Origin of the sequence: uncultured Bradyrhizobium sp., assembly GCF_936943645.1 — a bacterium.
Taxonomy (GTDB): Bacteria; Pseudomonadota; Alphaproteobacteria; order Rhizobiales; family Xanthobacteraceae; genus Bradyrhizobium.
The window spans coordinates 15,320-29,293 of record NZ_CAKZJO010000094.1 but is presented as its reverse complement, the minus strand read 5'-3'; the positions used below and the strand labels follow the sequence as shown (position 1 = coordinate 29,293).

Sequence of the window (13,974 nt, the reverse complement as noted above, 5' to 3'; positions counted from 1 at the left end):
GTGTCCAGGCTCTCGCTGGTCTCCGTCAAAAACTCCCGCAACAGATCATCCATGAAAACAGGCCTTCATACAGGAAGGGCGCGCACGAGATGTGATGCGCCAATTCGGAATGAGGCCAGCTTCACCGCAAAGCGTTTAATATTGGTTGAGTATGTGCAAAAGAACGGAACCAACAAAGAGATAAGGCGCTCCGGACAAGCCGAAGCGCCTCGTAAAGAATGGATTAAGACGTTGCGCGCGAGGCGCCGTTTACGAAGCGGTAACTGTGATGGCTTCGCCCTCCGGCGCGAGCTTCACGGTAAGCCCGCAGGCCTCTGCCAACAGCCGCGTATAATAAGGCTGGATCGCGTGCGCATCCGCGGCCGGCCCGCGCTCGCCGCTGAGCAGCTCGGAGATGTTCTGCGGCAGGCGCGCATTGTGTCCGGTCGCGGTGATGCGAAAGCTCATCGTCTCGCCCTCGCCGATCGGGTCGACCGTCAGCGTGCCGCCGCGCGGGATCGTGTGCTGGGACACGACCAGCATGTTGAGCAGCAGCTTGACGCGGTTCTTCGGCAACAGCAGCCGCGGCAGATTCCAGGTGATCGAGCACTTGCCGTCCTCGATGTGGCCTTTCGCCATGGTCTGGGCGTCGCCGAGATCGATCTGCGCACCCGAGGAGCCGGCCGCGCCGAAGGCGAGACGGCAGAACTGGAGCCGGGCGGAGGCGGTCTTGGCGCTCTTGCGGATCAGGTCGAGCGCGAACTCGCGGTCTTCGGGCTTGGGATCGTCGTCGAGCACTTCGAGCCCGTTGACGATGGCGCCGACAGGGCTGATGAGATCGTGGCAGACCCGCGAGCACAGGAGTGCCGCGAGTTCGAGCATATCGGGAGCAGTGGCGGTCGCGGGCGACGAGGCGTCAGACATATAAAGGGGTCCTGGAGGGTTCCTGGAATTGCACGGCGCTGGACGCCGCGAATCACGCATGCTTGACGGATGCTGCGGGTTCTAACATTCGCCAGCCCGCGGCAGCTAGCTTGCGATCATGGCGAGGTGGTCATAAGCCCAATCGAATCGTTCGGGCGCGAATCAGTCGAGAAGGACGAATTGCCGATGATTGAGGCATCCAGGTGAAGCGGATCATCGACGGTGCGGCCGCATCCGGCCTGATGGAGCCCTTGACGGCGCTGGTGGTGAAGGCGGGCGAGGCGATCCTTGCGGTCAACCGCGCGGCGATGCGGGTCGACGGCAAGCAGGACGGCTCGCCGGTGACCGAGGCGGACCTTGCCGCCGACCGCATCATCGCCGAGGGCCTGGCGCAGCTCGCAAGCGACATCCCGACGCTCTCGGAAGAACGGGCCCAGCTCGCCTCCCCGCCCTTCGAGGACAGCTTCTTCCTGATCGATCCGCTCGACGGCACCAAGGAGTTCGTCGCCGGCCGCGACGAATTCACCGTCAACCTCGCCCTCGTGACATCGGGCGTGCCGTTGCTCGGCATCGTCAGCGCGCCCGCGCTCGGCCTGCTCTGGCGCGGCATCGTCGGCCGCGGCGCCGAGCGCGTGAAATTTGACGGTGCAACCATCGGCACCGCCGAGCCGATCCGCACCCGCAAGCTGCCGGCGCACGGCGAGCCCTGGATCGCGGCGGTCAGCCGCTCGCATGGCGATCCCAGGAGCGAGGCGTTCATCGACGACAGGCCCAATGCGATCCGAAAGACCTGCGGCTCCGCGGTGAAATTCGGCCGGATCGCCGAAGGCAGCGCCGACATCTACCCCCGCTTCGGGCCCACCTGTGAATGGGACGTCGGGGCGGGCTCTGCGGTGGTGACGGCGGCCGGCGGCCGGGTAACCGACGGCAAGGGCGGCGAGCTCCGCTTCGGCGAGCGGCACGCGAGCGGCTTCATCATCCCGGAGTTCATTGCCTGGGGCGACCCGCAGGCGGTAGGCCGCTACTGACCGAGCTGCTCCAGCAGCGCCGGCCAGCGCTTGCCGACTTCATAAAGGAACCGCTCGGGATCGGCGGCGAAGGCATCGCGATTGGTTTCGCGGCTGAACAGGTAAAGCCGCTGCGCCACGATCGCGAAGAAACGGGGATTGCCGGCGATGGTGACCCCGCGGGCGATGTCGGCGGGATCGTAGCCGCCGAATTGCGGCCCATAAACCTCGGGATGGGCCAGGAAGGAGGCCCGGTTGCCCTCGTTGCGGAAGCGCCAGACCGCGCCCCAGAGGTTCGCCTCGAACTCCGCCGTCCCCAGCACCGCCCGGCCATCGACGAAATAGGCGACGGGGTCGAAGCCCTCGATGGCGACGCCGCTGAAGCGGTTGACGACGACACGCTCGGTGGTGGCAGCCTGTGCCGGCGCCCCCGAGCCGGTCAGCCATATGCCCGACAGCAGGCAGACGAGGAGGCCGATCAAGGCAATTCCGGGGCGCAAAGGGCTATCTTCCTGCCGTTGTGCCGTCATAGTTGCTGCGGATAACATCCGAGTCGAGGGGACATCCGGCGCAACTTAGGACCGTGCCTGTTGGCGTCAGGTTAAGGAAGCAACCGGATTCGGTACCAGGGGTTCTTTTATGACTTTCGCATCACGCCTTGCTGCGCTCGCGCTCGCCGCGATGGTCGGCTGGATCGTGCCGGCCTCGGCCCAGCAGGCGCCGCCGCCCAATCTGCCGCCGCCGCAGCGGACCCCGACACCCAATACCTACGGGCCGGACGAGCTCGTCGGTGCCGGCCACCGCTTCTTCGGCAACGTCTCGCGCGGGCTCGCCTCGATCATCGAGAAGGCGATCAGCCAATGGGGCCTGCCCAACGGCTACATCCTGGGTGAGGAAGGTTCCGGCGCGTTCGTCGCCGGCCTGCGCTACGGCGAAGGCACGCTCTACACCAAGAACGCCGGCGACCTCAGGGTCTACTGGCAGGGTCCCTCGCTCGGCTTCGACTGGGGCGGCGACGGCGCGCGCACCATGACGCTGGTCTACAATCTGCCCGCCACCAACGCGATCTACCAGCGCTTCGCCGGCCTCGACGGCTCGGCCTACATCATCGGCGGCTTCGGCATGACGGCGCTCACCGCCAACAATATCGTGCTGGTGCCGATCCGCTCCGGCCTCGGCCTGCGGCTCGGCGCCAATATCGGCTATCTCAAATACACGCCGCGCGCGACCTGGAACCCATTCTAGGCTCCCCTGCTCCATCCAGCGACGGATCAAGGTTAACGACAGAGCGGGGCTGGCTTTTTGCCGGCCCGCCATGGCATGGTCGTTGGTGAATTTTTCCTTAAGTTTGGGAGTTCTGGCCCATGGTCGAACCGATCATGTACCTGGCGATCGGTTTCCTGCTGTCGATGCTGTGCGGGCTCGCGATCGTGCCGCTGGTGCATAACCGCGCCGTGCGCCTGACCACGCGCCGGCTCGAGGCCGCAACGCCGCTGTCGATGGCGGAGATCCAGGCCGACAAGGACCAGCTCCGCGCCGAATTCGCCATGTCGGCGCGGCGGCTCGAGATGAGCGTCGACCAGCTCAAGAACAAGACCACGAGCCAGCTCGCCGAGCTCGGCAAGAAGAGCGACGCCATCAACCGGATGAAGATCGAGCTCGGCGAGAAGAACGCCACGATCTTCGCCCTGGAAGCGCGCGAGAAGGCGGTGAAGGAGCAGCTGCGCGCCACCGAAGAGGAATTCAACACCAAGACCACGGCCTTGCGGGAGGCCGAGATCGCGCTCACCGACAAGCAGGCCGAGCTCGCGAAGATCAACTCCGAACTGTCCGACCGCTCGATGATGGCAGAGAGCCGCCAGGTCGAGCTGGTCGCCGTGCGCGCGCAGATCGAGGAATTGAAGAACCGCGTCGGCGATGCCGAGAAGGAGTTTGCCGCGACGCAGGCGCGGCTCGCGCAGGAGCGCACCGAATCCGAGACCGCCTCGCGCGAGCTCGGCGATGCCCGCGGCCGGGTCGAGAATCTGAGCCAGCGCGTCACCGAGCTCGATCGCCAGCTGCTCCTGCAGGTGAAGGAAGCCGAGATGCTGTCGGGGCGCGTTGCCGACCTCGAGGGACGGCTCGCCACGCAGGGCAAGCTGCTCGCCGAGCGCGAGTACGAGAACAACCAGCTCCGCCAGGCCAATGAGGGCAATGAGCGCACCGTCAAGGAGCTGCGCGTCGAGATCGCCGGCCTCAGCGGCGGCAAATCGTCGGCCGCGGTGGAGCAGCTGCGCGCGGAAAAGACCGCGCTGGAGGAGCAGCTCCGCACCGCCCGCGACGAGCGCGCCAAGCTGCAGCGCGACATCAACGCGATCCAGCAGCAGGCCGAGAGCTCCTGGGCGACCGAGCGCATGGAGAACGCGCTGCTGCGCGAGCGCATCAACGACATCGCCGCGGAAGTGGCCAAGCTCGCGATGCAGCTCGAAGGCTCGAACTCGCCGATCGAGGCGCTGCTGGCGGCCGAGGCCGGCCAGCCTCCGAAGCCGGCGCCCCGTCCGGCCAACGACGCCGCGACCAACGGCACGCCGAGCCTGCCCGAGGGCGGCGGAACGCTGGCCGAGCGGATCCGGGCGCTGCAGGCCCACGCCTCCCGCGCCCGCCAGCAGGGCGCGTAAGCGGCCGAAACCGGCCTTTCCATCGCGCACAGCGTGGTTGCCGCAAGCTTTTCCGGCTTCGAGGCACCTGGAAACTTGACACCTCAAGCCCGCACTTCTAAATCGCGGGCTCCAATGCATCGGCCGGCCGAACAGGTCCGGCCGTCTGCGTGATGGTCCCGGGCGCATAGCTCAGCGGGAGAGCGTTCCCTTCACACGGGAGAGGTCCAAGGTTCGATCCCTTGTGCGCCCACCATTCATCTTCCTGACAACGGTCGCGGATTATGCGGGCCTGCGTGGCGGGAGTTCCGGGTCCCCCTTCCAGCGTTCATCGCTTCGTGGTCTCGCGTCGCCATTCCTCGAACGTCGTCAGCGCGGGATTGCCGGCGATGGCCGTCATTTGCCTGGCGACGTTCGCTGCAAAACCCTTGCTGATCGGACTGTCCGAGACGGTCTCGACCTCCAGGAAGCATTGAAAATTGAACGCGCTGCCGGGCCTGCATCTCTCCTCCGGAAGCCAGAACGATTGCAGCGTCACGTATTCGGCCGGCGTCCCCTTCTTCCTGAATGACAGAGTGCATCCCCGCTCGGCCTGCTGCTTGTCGACCAGAACCAGGGTCTTCTCCTTCGCCGTGATCAACGCGTCGCAGCGGGTCGCGGCCACCGGATCGGGACCGAACATATCCTCTTCCCACCTGATCCAGCCATAGGTCCGGCCGTATTCGTCCGAGAACTTCCCGTTGCGGGCGAGCGTGAGTGGAGACGGCAGGTCCATCTTGAACCCGAGCTCGTCGCGCACGCCGTCGAGATCGCGGACCAGCAGGACCTCGGTTGCCAAGGCGGCCGGCGCAGCCAGAAGCCAGCACAGGCACGCGCAGGCCCAGGCCGTCGATGCCCGCAAATGATGCCGCTTCATCCCGCTCGACTTCTCAAACATCGATCCAACACTCATGGTCTGCCACTGACATCGGAGTCCAGCCATTGCCTGACGCGCTGGCGGCGCCGCTCGTTCTCCATTTCGCGTTCGCGGGCCGTGACCGTCGCCGCGATCTCCTCTCGCTCGATCCTCTTCTCGCGAAGATCTGCGGGCTCGCCGGTTTCGCGCAGGGAATATTTCGGAACACAGCTGCCTCCGGAAGCCGAGGTCTGGTCGAATTCCTGGCCGCCTTTCTCGCAATTGCGACAGGCCTGATAGAGATCCTCCAGCTCTGCGGAGATCATCTTGCAGGACCAGCTGCGGCCGTACTTCCTGTTCAGGTTTTCGGCAGGGCACTCGCCGATGAACGCCAGCAGGGCCAGGATCGCCAAGACCGACGATAGAGCGTTCATGTGTTCCTCATGCTTCCGCAAAACCTGCAGCGAAACCTGCTCGCAAGCCTCGGTTCGATCCAAGACGCAATTCCTATCATCACGCACGCAGGAAGGTGAAGTGCAGCAAGCCGGCCGTCCGGAAGCGCCGACGTGGTCCACCACCATCGCAGAAGCCACGATCCGCGGCGCCAGGATCAGATGCAGGACCACAAGCTTCGGCTTCCGACCCGTCATCATTGTCTTTGACGGGGCTTCGGGCATGACCCGTTTGAGGCAGGCGCTTGACGGCTGGCGGCGACCATCTGACCGAAATCGCGAAAACAACCCCATGCACAGTAGCCGACGCCAGTCGGATCAAGGGGTTGCGGCTTTGCCGAATTGGACTGTCGCCGCGATGAGGTCCTGCGCGGTGCGGATCGTATGACCCCGCGCCGCCCGGCCCTAGTATTTGGCGATGATGGGACCGCCAAAGCGGTAGTTCAGCCGCACGAGGCCGATGTCGACGTCCTGGCCGATACGCTCCCTGCGGGTGAGGGCGCCCACGGGCACGCCGCCAAAACCGGTCGAGCCGGTGAAGGTGACATCGCGATGGCCGAGGAAGATGTGGTCGTATTCCACGCCCAGCGTCCAGTTCGGAGCGAGGCCGAATTCGAGACCGCCACCGATGACGCCACCCCACCGCGTTTCGTTGGCCCGATCGAACTCCACGCCGGTGACGACGTCGTTGGTGCGATATTTGTCGGCCACGACCGCGCCGCCGCCCTTCACGTACAAGAGGACATTGTTCCAGGCATAACCCACCTGGCCGGTGATCAGGCCGAACGCCTCGATATGGGACCGATTGCGAAGGCCGGTGGGTGCGAAAAGCACCGTCGAGATGTTATCGCCCGTGAAGTCGGCCCAGTTGCCCTGGCCTTCGACGCCGAACACCCAGTTGGCGGACTGCCAGCGAAACCCAATCTGCCCGCCCGCCGTGCCGCCGGTGGCATTGTGGCAGCCTTCGGGGACGATGACGCCGAGCCCGGGAGAAATGAAATCCCAGCATTTGCGAGCCGATCCACCGCCGCCGTTGACGCCGATATAGAAGCCGCTCCAGTCGTAGACGGCAGCGACCATCGGCGGCGCCTTGGTGTAGGGACGGGCCGCGAGATCGGCGGCGCCTGCACTCGTGCAGGCCATCGCGAATGCGGCAACGGACAACAGGAACTTCTTCATCAGCGTCCCCCGAATCTCATACGTCATGCAATTGGACCGATCATATCGATTTTCGGGGACTTGGATGTGATCCGCGCGCAACACCTTGGGGCCACTTTGGTGTGGCGGGCTCGCTTCACTACCTGACGTTCCCGCCTCGGACCGGGATCACCGCGCGAAACAAGGAGCAGCGCATGGCAACCATCTTCATCACCGGCAGCGCCGATGGCCTCGGCCGGGCGGCGGCACAATCGCTGCTCGAACAAGGACACCGCGTGGTGCTGCATGCGCGCTCGGCCGACCGCGCCGATGCGCTCGGCGAACTGAGGTCGCATGCCCTGGGGATCGTGACCGGCGATCTCAAGAGCGCGGTCGAGACGAGGAGCATCACCGATCAGGTCAATGCGATCGGGCGCATGGACGCGGTCATCCACAATGCCGGCGTCTACACGCGTCCCGGCCGCGGCGCGACGGCGGAAGGCCATGCCGAAACGCTCGCGATCAACACGCTTGCGCCCTACATGCTGACAGCGCTGATCCAGCGGCCCGGCCGGCTGGTTTATCTCAGCAGCGGATTGCACCGGGGCGGCGAAGGCTCGCTCGACGATCTCGACTGGACCAGGCGTCCCTGGGATGCGGCCAAGGCCTATGCCGAGAGCAAGCTGCACGTCGTCGCGCTGGCCTTCGCGTTGGCGCGGCGCTGGCCGAAGGTCCTGAGCAACGCCGTCGATCCCGGCTGGGTGCGCACGAAGATGGGCGGCGCGGGCGCCCCGGTCGACATCGCGACGGGAGCACGGACACAGAGCTGGCTGGCGGCGAGCGAGGATCCTGCGGCCTTGGTCTCGGGTCGCTATTGGCACCATCTCGCGCAGCAGCAGCCCGCGAACCAGGCGACCGATCCGAAATTTCAGGACGAGCTCATCGACAGATTGAGCGAGCTGACGGGCGTTGAGCTGCCGGAGGTCTAGCACGATGGTTCTTCGTCATTGCCAGCGCAGCGAAGCAATCCAGGCTGCCTCCGCGGAGGGATCTCTGGATTGCTTCGCTACGCTCGCAATGACGGGGGAGAGAGCGGAGCTCTACACCGCCCGCCCGGTCCGCCACGCCGTGTAGAGGCCGACAAGAGTCCCGATCGCCACCAACGCGGCTGCGAGCATCAACTGCAATTCCCCATCATCGGTGGGGCCGACGGACGACACGAGCCTTGTCACGATGACGAATAATATGCCGACGGCGGCCGCAGCCCCCGCGCAGAGATAGGCGAGCTCCCGTATCAAACTGCGGCCGAGCAATCCGAGCGCGGTGAAATACATCGCGCAGGCGTTGGGATGAACGAACAGCGCGATGCGCGCGTAAGCGCCATAGGCATCGAACAGGGATTCGCAGCGGCGCAGGGCCGCCTTCGAGGCGACGCGCTGCAGGAACGGGCGAAAGAAGCGCGCCTGTCCGTAACTGAGGACGGCACCCACGATGATGGCGAGCCACGCCGCGATGAAGACGGAGCCATCCACGGCTTTCGGACTGAGCGCCACCGACATCAGGATCAGGGCCGTGCCGGGAAAATAGCCGAAATAGGGGAATACCGCTTCCAGCAGCACGCAGACGAACATGAAGGCCGGAAACCATGCCGATCCCGTCGCGCCGTGGACGATCGCGTTGAGGTCGAACAGGCTCGTCCTGTACAGGACGAGGTACATGCACACGGCGAGGACCGCCAGCGCGTAGAACGGCAACGCTCCAGATAGAAACCGTCTCATCCAACCATCAGGCTTTGTTTGGCGGAGACGACGGCCTCGCGCTGGTCCGGATCATGCATTAGGCGAATGACACTGCTCCTGTCGATAGCGCCCTTTGCCACGCAATCCTTGCGGCGCGCGGCTCCTAAGCGATCGACAGGATCTCGATCTCCTGAGCGCCGGCCCCCACGACATCGCCGACCGCCTTGCCCATCAGCGACCGCGCGACCGGCGCGACGAAGGAGATCGATCCGGCCTTCGGGTCGGCTTCGTCCTCGCCGACGATGCGATAGGTCTGCACGCGGCCGTCAGCGCGGCTGAAGGTCACGGTGCTGCCGAAGGCAACGACGTCGGTCGCGACAGGATCGGGCATAAGCTGCGCGGTGCGCAAGCGTTCCGTCAGATAGCGGGCGTCGCGCAGCGGCACCGCCGATTGCCGGCGCTTCTCGTTGACGTCCTCGATGGCCTGCGCGGCTTCATAGGCCTCACGGGCCTGCTGAAGCTGCGTCTGCAACGCTTGCAGGCCGGCTTCCGTCACGAGGTTGGGATGCGGCGAGATCGGGCGATCCGGCAACAGCGTCTCGGACGCGGTTTCAGCGCTTTCTTCCTTGGTAAAGGCGACGCTCAATTCAAAATCCTGTCGAACTCTTCGGGGGTGGCGACGCCAGGCGCCGCCGATTGCCCCAGACTATATCTCAAGTTCGACGAAACGACGGAGCTTGAAGACGAGATCCGGCATGGCCTGGCGGAACCGGGTGGCGTTCTGGAAGCTGGTCGAGAACGGCGCGAAGGTGATCATGGCGTTCCAATGCCGGTAACCGTAGACCGTGACCGAGACGCCGGTGGCCGGAAAATCCTCCAGCTTGCGTAGCTCGCCCAGCACGAGGTCGGCGATCGCCTCGGCCGGCAGCAGCTGTTTGCCATCCCGTGTCGTGACGATTTTTGCGGGCTGCTCGACCGGCTCCGCGGCGGCCGGCGCAGCTTCAGGAGGATTTTCTGGTTTGATCGGGGTCGGCTCGACAGCGGGCGTCGCATCCGCCTCCGCTCCGTTCGACGGCACGGTCGGCGGTCCTTCGGTGAGCGGCGGCGGTGCAACACTGTCTGCGCGCTTGTTGCCTCCGAGGATGCTGCTGATCATGGCCACGAGGCCAGCATCCTTCACGTCGTCACTCATCATTCCCCCCGGGATTCGGCCTACTCTAGCATTGCGCTCGCAGACCGCCACCAGGGATGTGAAGCCGGAAGCCGCGGGGCGAAGGCGGTTCGTCGCAGGCTGTTCGGCCCGCGTCGTTCGTCGACGGGCTGTTGGTCGAAGGCTAACGGCGGCGCGAAGCCGATCACTCCGCGCCGCGGTGCGGGTCCGTTACTGCTTCTCGAACGGAATATATTGCTGGTACTGCTTGGGCACCGAGCTGCGGTAGCGCGCCGGCACGGTGCCGGTGTCGACGGAATGATCGATCTCCTGCTGCCGCGTCATCTTCTTCTTTCCCTGCTTCTTCGACGCGCTCTTCTTGGAGTCGGATGTCTGTCCGGAATTGTCGGTGGTTGCAGCCGGAGCCGTCGTCGCGGCCGGCGCGGTGGTTGTCGCCGCAGGCGCCGTGGCCGCACCGGCGGCCGGTGCGCTCTGCGCCGGCGCGAGCGACGTTTGCGCGAGAAGCGCCAGCGCTGCTGTCGCAGCCAGCAAATATGACCTTTGCATCAGAACCTCCAAAAATGAGCCGACCCGAATGAGGAAAGCGTGAGCCTTGCGGGAGCAACGCGGGCAGGTCCGGTCACGATAGGCCGGAAAGCCCGTGGCGAACTGTGGCCGAGATCACATTGCTCGCCGCGGCTTGGCGCATCATAGACGGATGTCGAACGCAATGCCCACTGCGGACACCAAGACAAGTACGACAAAGTGTCGGGCAGATCCCGGAACCTGCAGAACGAGCTGCGTGTTCCCCCATTCAACCGCTTCCGCAATCGTTCACCAATGGAGACTGAAATGCGTCGCACCATCCTCTCGCTTGCCTCGTTCGCGGCCCTGATGGCCGCCATGGCCCCGACCGCCCAGGCCCACCCCGCAAACGACAGATATTGCCTGCAGGGCCGCATGTGGGGCTATCCCGGCAACTGCCAGTTCGCGAGCTATCAACAGTGCCAGGCCACCGCCTCCGGCACGTCGGCCTATTGCGGCATCAACCCGCGTTACGCTTATTCGCAGCCGCGCTATTACTGACGACGTTGCGGCGTGCGCGCATCCCGTGCGCGCCGCCACACTTTTCACGTGCAGACGATCCGCCGCGCCGACGGCCCGGCGAAGTGACACCGCAGGAGCAAAGCTCGCGCGCGTTCGATGACGAGAATGTTATCCGTCATCGCTCCGGGAAAAATTTGCAAAGCGCGACCGCAGCTTGCTCGCCACACTCCCATCCCTGACAGCACCGACAGCGCGCGATGTGTGATCGCACCGCTTGTGCGAGCCGGATTCCCTGATCTAGCTTCGCCTGTATTTTCTACCGCGGACAACTTTAGCTCTAGTCGTATTCCATCGTGACTTTTCAGGGAGATGTTTCAATGAGCAGTCGCCATAGCATCGTTCCGCGCGGCCTGAACGCGACGCGTTCGTCGCTGTCCCAGGGCCGCTTCGGCCGCATGTTCCGCAAGCTCGCGCCGGCCAGGTTCGGCGCCCACGATTCCGACAATGTCGCGAACCTGTCGGCGCTGGCCGACAAGATGGTCGCCGGATTCGATGGGCCGAAGGACGGACCGGACGCGGAGGAGAGCGGCATTCCCGCGCTCTACACCTATTTCGGCCAGTTCATCGACCACGACATCACCTTCGATCCGGTCAGCTCGCTGACCAAGCAGCAGGACCCCGACGGCCTCGTCGACTTCCGCACGCCCTCGCTCGACCTCGACAATCTCTACGGCCGCGGCCCGAACGACCAGCCCTACATGTATGACGGCATCAAGTTCCGCCTCGGCGAGAAGCTGAGCGGCGCGGGCGTGCCCGACACCAACGACCTGCCGCGCTTCAAGGGCCGCGCGCTGATCGGCGATCCCCGCAACGACGAGAACAGCATCGTCTCGCAGTTCCAGGCCCTGATGCTGCGCGCTCACAACCGCATGGTCGACGACAATGACAGCCTGTCGTTCGAGGAGGTGCAGCAGCGTATCCGCTTCCACTATCAATACGTCGTGCTGAACGACTTCCTGCCGCGCATCGTCCATGCCAGCGTGCTGGACGAGTTGAAGACCGCGGGCCGCTACGACCGCAGCAAGCTCGCCTACTATCACTGGAAGACCTTTCCGTTCATGCCGGTCGAGTTCTCCGTCGCGGCCTATCGGCTCGGGCATTCGATGATCCGCCCGGGCTACCGGCTGAACGACGCGGCCAACATGCTGCTGCAGATCTTCCCCGATCCGAACAATCCCGACCAGAACGCGCTGACCGGCTTCCGCGCCATGGGGCCGGGCCGCGCGATGGATTGGGGTCGCTTCATCGACCTCGACACGCGCCCCTACGGCGTCGAGGACGACGACACCAATGCCGACAACAAGCGGCGGCTGCAGTTCGCCTATCGCATCGATGCCTCGCTGGTCGACCCGCTGCGCAAGCTGCCGCCGGAGGTCGCCTCCAATCCGGCCTCGCTGGCGCTGCGCAACCTCGAGCGCGGCTGGCGGCTCGGCCTGCCCTCGGGTCAGAGCGTCGCGAGGGCGATGAACCTGACGCCGCTTGGCGATGACCAGATCGTCATCGGCAAGGCCGTCGACGAGCCGGGCACGGGCGATCCGCAGATTCCGATTGCAAGCATTGCCAACGGCGTGTTTGCCGGCAACTGCCCGCTCTGGGCTTACATCCTCGCCGAGGCGCGCCAGTTCACGACCTCGGTGATGGTGCCGGCCACCGGCGCGCCTGCGAGCGGAATCACGACACCGCAGCTCGGCCCTGTCGGCGGCCGCATCGTCGCAGAAGTCTTCCTCGGCATGATGTTCGGCGACAATTCCTCGGTGCTGTCGCAGGACCCGCAATGGATGCCGGTGACCGGCCCCGGCTTCGCGCTGAAGGACCTCGTCGCCTACGCGCTCGGCCAGGGCGATCCGCTGCATTGAGCGGGTGACGAGAGATGACGAAGGCCGTCCGCTTCACGCGGGCGGCCCACCCGCCAACGCGTGACGACATCAGGCATGGAGTTGCGCGTTGAGGCCGTCCCAGTTCGATCCGCGCCTGCTGGCTTCGAGCGCGCCACTCTGGGAGTTGCGCCGAAACAACAGTCCTTTTTGACCCGAGAGCTCTCTGGCTTTGACCACGCGGCCATCTTCCAAGAGGATGCGAGAACCCGCGGTGACATAGCAGCCTGCTTCGACCACGCAATCGTCGCCCAGCGAAATGCCGATCCCGGCATTGGCTCCGATCAGGCAGCGCTCGCCGACTGTAATCCTCTCTTTTCCTCCTCCCGACAGCGTCCCCATGATCGACGCTCCGCCGCCGATGTCGCTGCCGTTCCCCACGACCACACCGGCGCTGATCCGCCCCTCGACCATGCAATGACCGAGCGTGCCCGCATTGAAGTTGCAGAAGCCCTCATGCATGACGGTCGTGCCCGGTGCCAGATAGGCGCCGAGCCGCACGCGATCCGCGTCCGCGATCCTCACGTCCGAAGGCACCACATAGTCGGTCATGCGCGGAAATTTATCGACGCCGGCCACCTCGAACGCGAGGCCGCGCTTTCGTGCCTCCAATCGCGCTTCAGCCACCCGCGTGCATTCGCACGGACCGAGGCTGGTCCAGGCAACGTTGGGCAGCAGGCCGAAAATTCCGTCGAGGTTCAACCGATTGGGCTCGACGAGCCGATGGCTGAGCAGATGAAGCCGAAGATAGGCGTCGTGCACGTCGACGGGCACGGACGCCAGGGACCCGATTTCGGTTCGGATCGGAATGATGTCGACGTCGCGAACATCGTCATGCCGCGCATATCCGGCTGCCGGCTCGCCCAACGATCCCGCAATCTCCCGCTCCGTCAGCCGAGCCGTCGCTGCCCCACCGCCCTCGGCCGTCAGGCGCAGCTGAAGAAACCAGGAGTCCAGGACGCGGCCGTCGGGAGACATGGTCGCAAATCCCTCGCCTGTTGCGCCGCTCCGCTCCATCGCCATTTGAATTGCCTCGCGTCTTGATCCACCGAACTCGGAAGTCTAGGGGATGTC

Annotated in this window: 16 protein-coding genes and 1 tRNA gene; 7 read left to right on the top strand and 10 right to left on the bottom strand. The window is 65.1% G+C overall.

All coding sequences use genetic code 11. From position 1 onward, the window contains the following. Positions 1–249: 249 nt before the first annotated feature. The gene (chpT, locus tag Q0743_RS27845) at positions 250–903 is read right to left on the bottom strand and encodes a histidine phosphotransferase ChpT (RefSeq protein WP_298244672.1); all 654 of its coding nucleotides are present in this window, start codon (positions 901–903) and stop codon (positions 250–252) included. Positions 904–1,106: 203 nt separating this feature from the next. Between chpT and cysQ the strand changes: the two genes are divergently transcribed. Continuing rightward, positions 1,107–1,931, top strand: a complete 825-nt coding sequence (cysQ, locus tag Q0743_RS27840; RefSeq protein WP_298244671.1) for a 3'(2'),5'-bisphosphate nucleotidase CysQ — start codon at positions 1,107–1,109, stop codon at positions 1,929–1,931. Here cysQ and Q0743_RS27835 read toward each other — a convergent pair. Further along, on the bottom strand, positions 1,925–2,410 hold the full coding sequence (locus tag Q0743_RS27835; protein WP_298244670.1) for a YHS domain-containing (seleno)protein: 486 nt from the start codon (positions 2,408–2,410) through the stop codon (positions 1,925–1,927). The two genes, cysQ and Q0743_RS27835, sit on opposite strands and share 7 nt — an antisense overlap. Before the next feature lie 139 nt (positions 2,411–2,549). Between Q0743_RS27835 and Q0743_RS27830 the strand changes: the two genes are divergently transcribed. The 3 genes from Q0743_RS27830 (at position 2,550) to Q0743_RS27820 (ending at position 4,802) form a co-directional block, all read left to right on the top strand. Continuing rightward, on the top strand, positions 2,550–3,155 hold the full coding sequence (locus Q0743_RS27830; protein WP_097657748.1) for a DUF1134 domain-containing protein: 606 nt from the start codon (positions 2,550–2,552) through the stop codon (positions 3,153–3,155). Between the two features lie 119 nt (positions 3,156–3,274). Further along, positions 3,275–4,567, top strand: a complete 1,293-nt coding sequence (locus Q0743_RS27825) for a hypothetical protein (RefSeq protein ID WP_298244669.1) — start codon at positions 3,275–3,277, stop codon at positions 4,565–4,567. A 160-nt stretch (positions 4,568–4,727) separates the two neighbouring features. Then, positions 4,728–4,802 (top strand) — tRNA-Val (locus Q0743_RS27820). Between the two features lie 72 nt (positions 4,803–4,874). Here Q0743_RS27820 and Q0743_RS27815 read toward each other — a convergent pair. The 3 genes from Q0743_RS27815 to Q0743_RS27805 all read right to left on the bottom strand — a co-directional run bounded on the left by Q0743_RS27815 (position 4,875) and on the right by Q0743_RS27805 (position 7,072). Beyond that, positions 4,875–5,483, bottom strand: coding sequence for a hypothetical protein (locus tag Q0743_RS27815; RefSeq protein ID WP_298244668.1), 609 nt, complete (start codon positions 5,481–5,483; stop codon positions 4,875–4,877). Between the two features lie 11 nt (positions 5,484–5,494). Continuing rightward, on the bottom strand, positions 5,495–6,118 hold the full coding sequence (locus Q0743_RS27810; protein WP_298244667.1) for a hypothetical protein: 624 nt from the start codon (positions 6,116–6,118) through the stop codon (positions 5,495–5,497). Positions 6,119–6,298: 180 nt separating this feature from the next. After that, a complete protein-coding gene (locus Q0743_RS27805) occupies positions 6,299–7,072 on the bottom strand; it encodes an outer membrane beta-barrel protein (RefSeq protein WP_298244666.1) in 774 nt (257 codons plus the stop codon). Positions 7,073–7,245: 173 nt separating this feature from the next. On the opposite strand from Q0743_RS27805, the gene Q0743_RS27800 reads away from it, so the two are divergent. Further along, positions 7,246–8,019, top strand: coding sequence for an SDR family NAD(P)-dependent oxidoreductase (locus Q0743_RS27800; RefSeq protein ID WP_298244665.1), 774 nt, complete (start codon positions 7,246–7,248; stop codon positions 8,017–8,019). A 111-nt stretch (positions 8,020–8,130) separates the two neighbouring features. On the opposite strand, the gene Q0743_RS27795 is transcribed toward Q0743_RS27800, so the two are convergent. From Q0743_RS27795 to Q0743_RS27780, 4 genes are all read right to left on the bottom strand, one after another. Then, complete coding sequence (locus Q0743_RS27795) at positions 8,131–8,808, bottom strand: hypothetical protein (RefSeq protein ID WP_298244664.1); 678 nt, start codon at positions 8,806–8,808, stop codon at positions 8,131–8,133. A 124-nt stretch (positions 8,809–8,932) separates the two neighbouring features. Beyond that, positions 8,933–9,415, bottom strand: coding sequence for a transcription elongation factor GreA (greA, locus tag Q0743_RS27790; RefSeq protein ID WP_298244663.1), 483 nt, complete (start codon positions 9,413–9,415; stop codon positions 8,933–8,935). Between the two features lie 60 nt (positions 9,416–9,475). Continuing rightward, positions 9,476–9,961, bottom strand: a complete 486-nt coding sequence (locus Q0743_RS27785) for a hypothetical protein (protein ID WP_298244662.1) — start codon at positions 9,959–9,961, stop codon at positions 9,476–9,478. Between the two features lie 189 nt (positions 9,962–10,150). Continuing rightward, positions 10,151–10,486: a hypothetical protein gene (locus Q0743_RS27780; RefSeq protein ID WP_298244661.1), complete on the bottom strand. Its 336-nt coding sequence runs from the start codon at positions 10,484–10,486 to the stop codon at positions 10,151–10,153. Between the two features lie 285 nt (positions 10,487–10,771). Here Q0743_RS27780 and Q0743_RS27775 point away from each other — a divergent pair, with 285 nt between their 5' ends. Next, the gene (locus Q0743_RS27775) at positions 10,772–11,005 is read left to right on the top strand and encodes a DUF3551 domain-containing protein (protein WP_298244660.1); all 234 of its coding nucleotides are present in this window, start codon (positions 10,772–10,774) and stop codon (positions 11,003–11,005) included. 338 nt (positions 11,006–11,343) lie between these two features. Then, complete coding sequence (locus Q0743_RS27770) at positions 11,344–12,882, top strand: heme peroxidase family protein (protein ID WP_298244659.1); 1,539 nt, start codon at positions 11,344–11,346, stop codon at positions 12,880–12,882. A 69-nt stretch (positions 12,883–12,951) separates the two neighbouring features. On the opposite strand, the gene dapD is transcribed toward Q0743_RS27770, so the two are convergent. Continuing rightward, entirely contained in the window at positions 12,952–13,917 is a 966-nt protein-coding gene (gene dapD, locus Q0743_RS27765) for a 2,3,4,5-tetrahydropyridine-2,6-dicarboxylate N-succinyltransferase (protein ID WP_298244673.1), read from the bottom strand. Between the last annotated feature and the right edge of the window lie 57 nt (positions 13,918–13,974).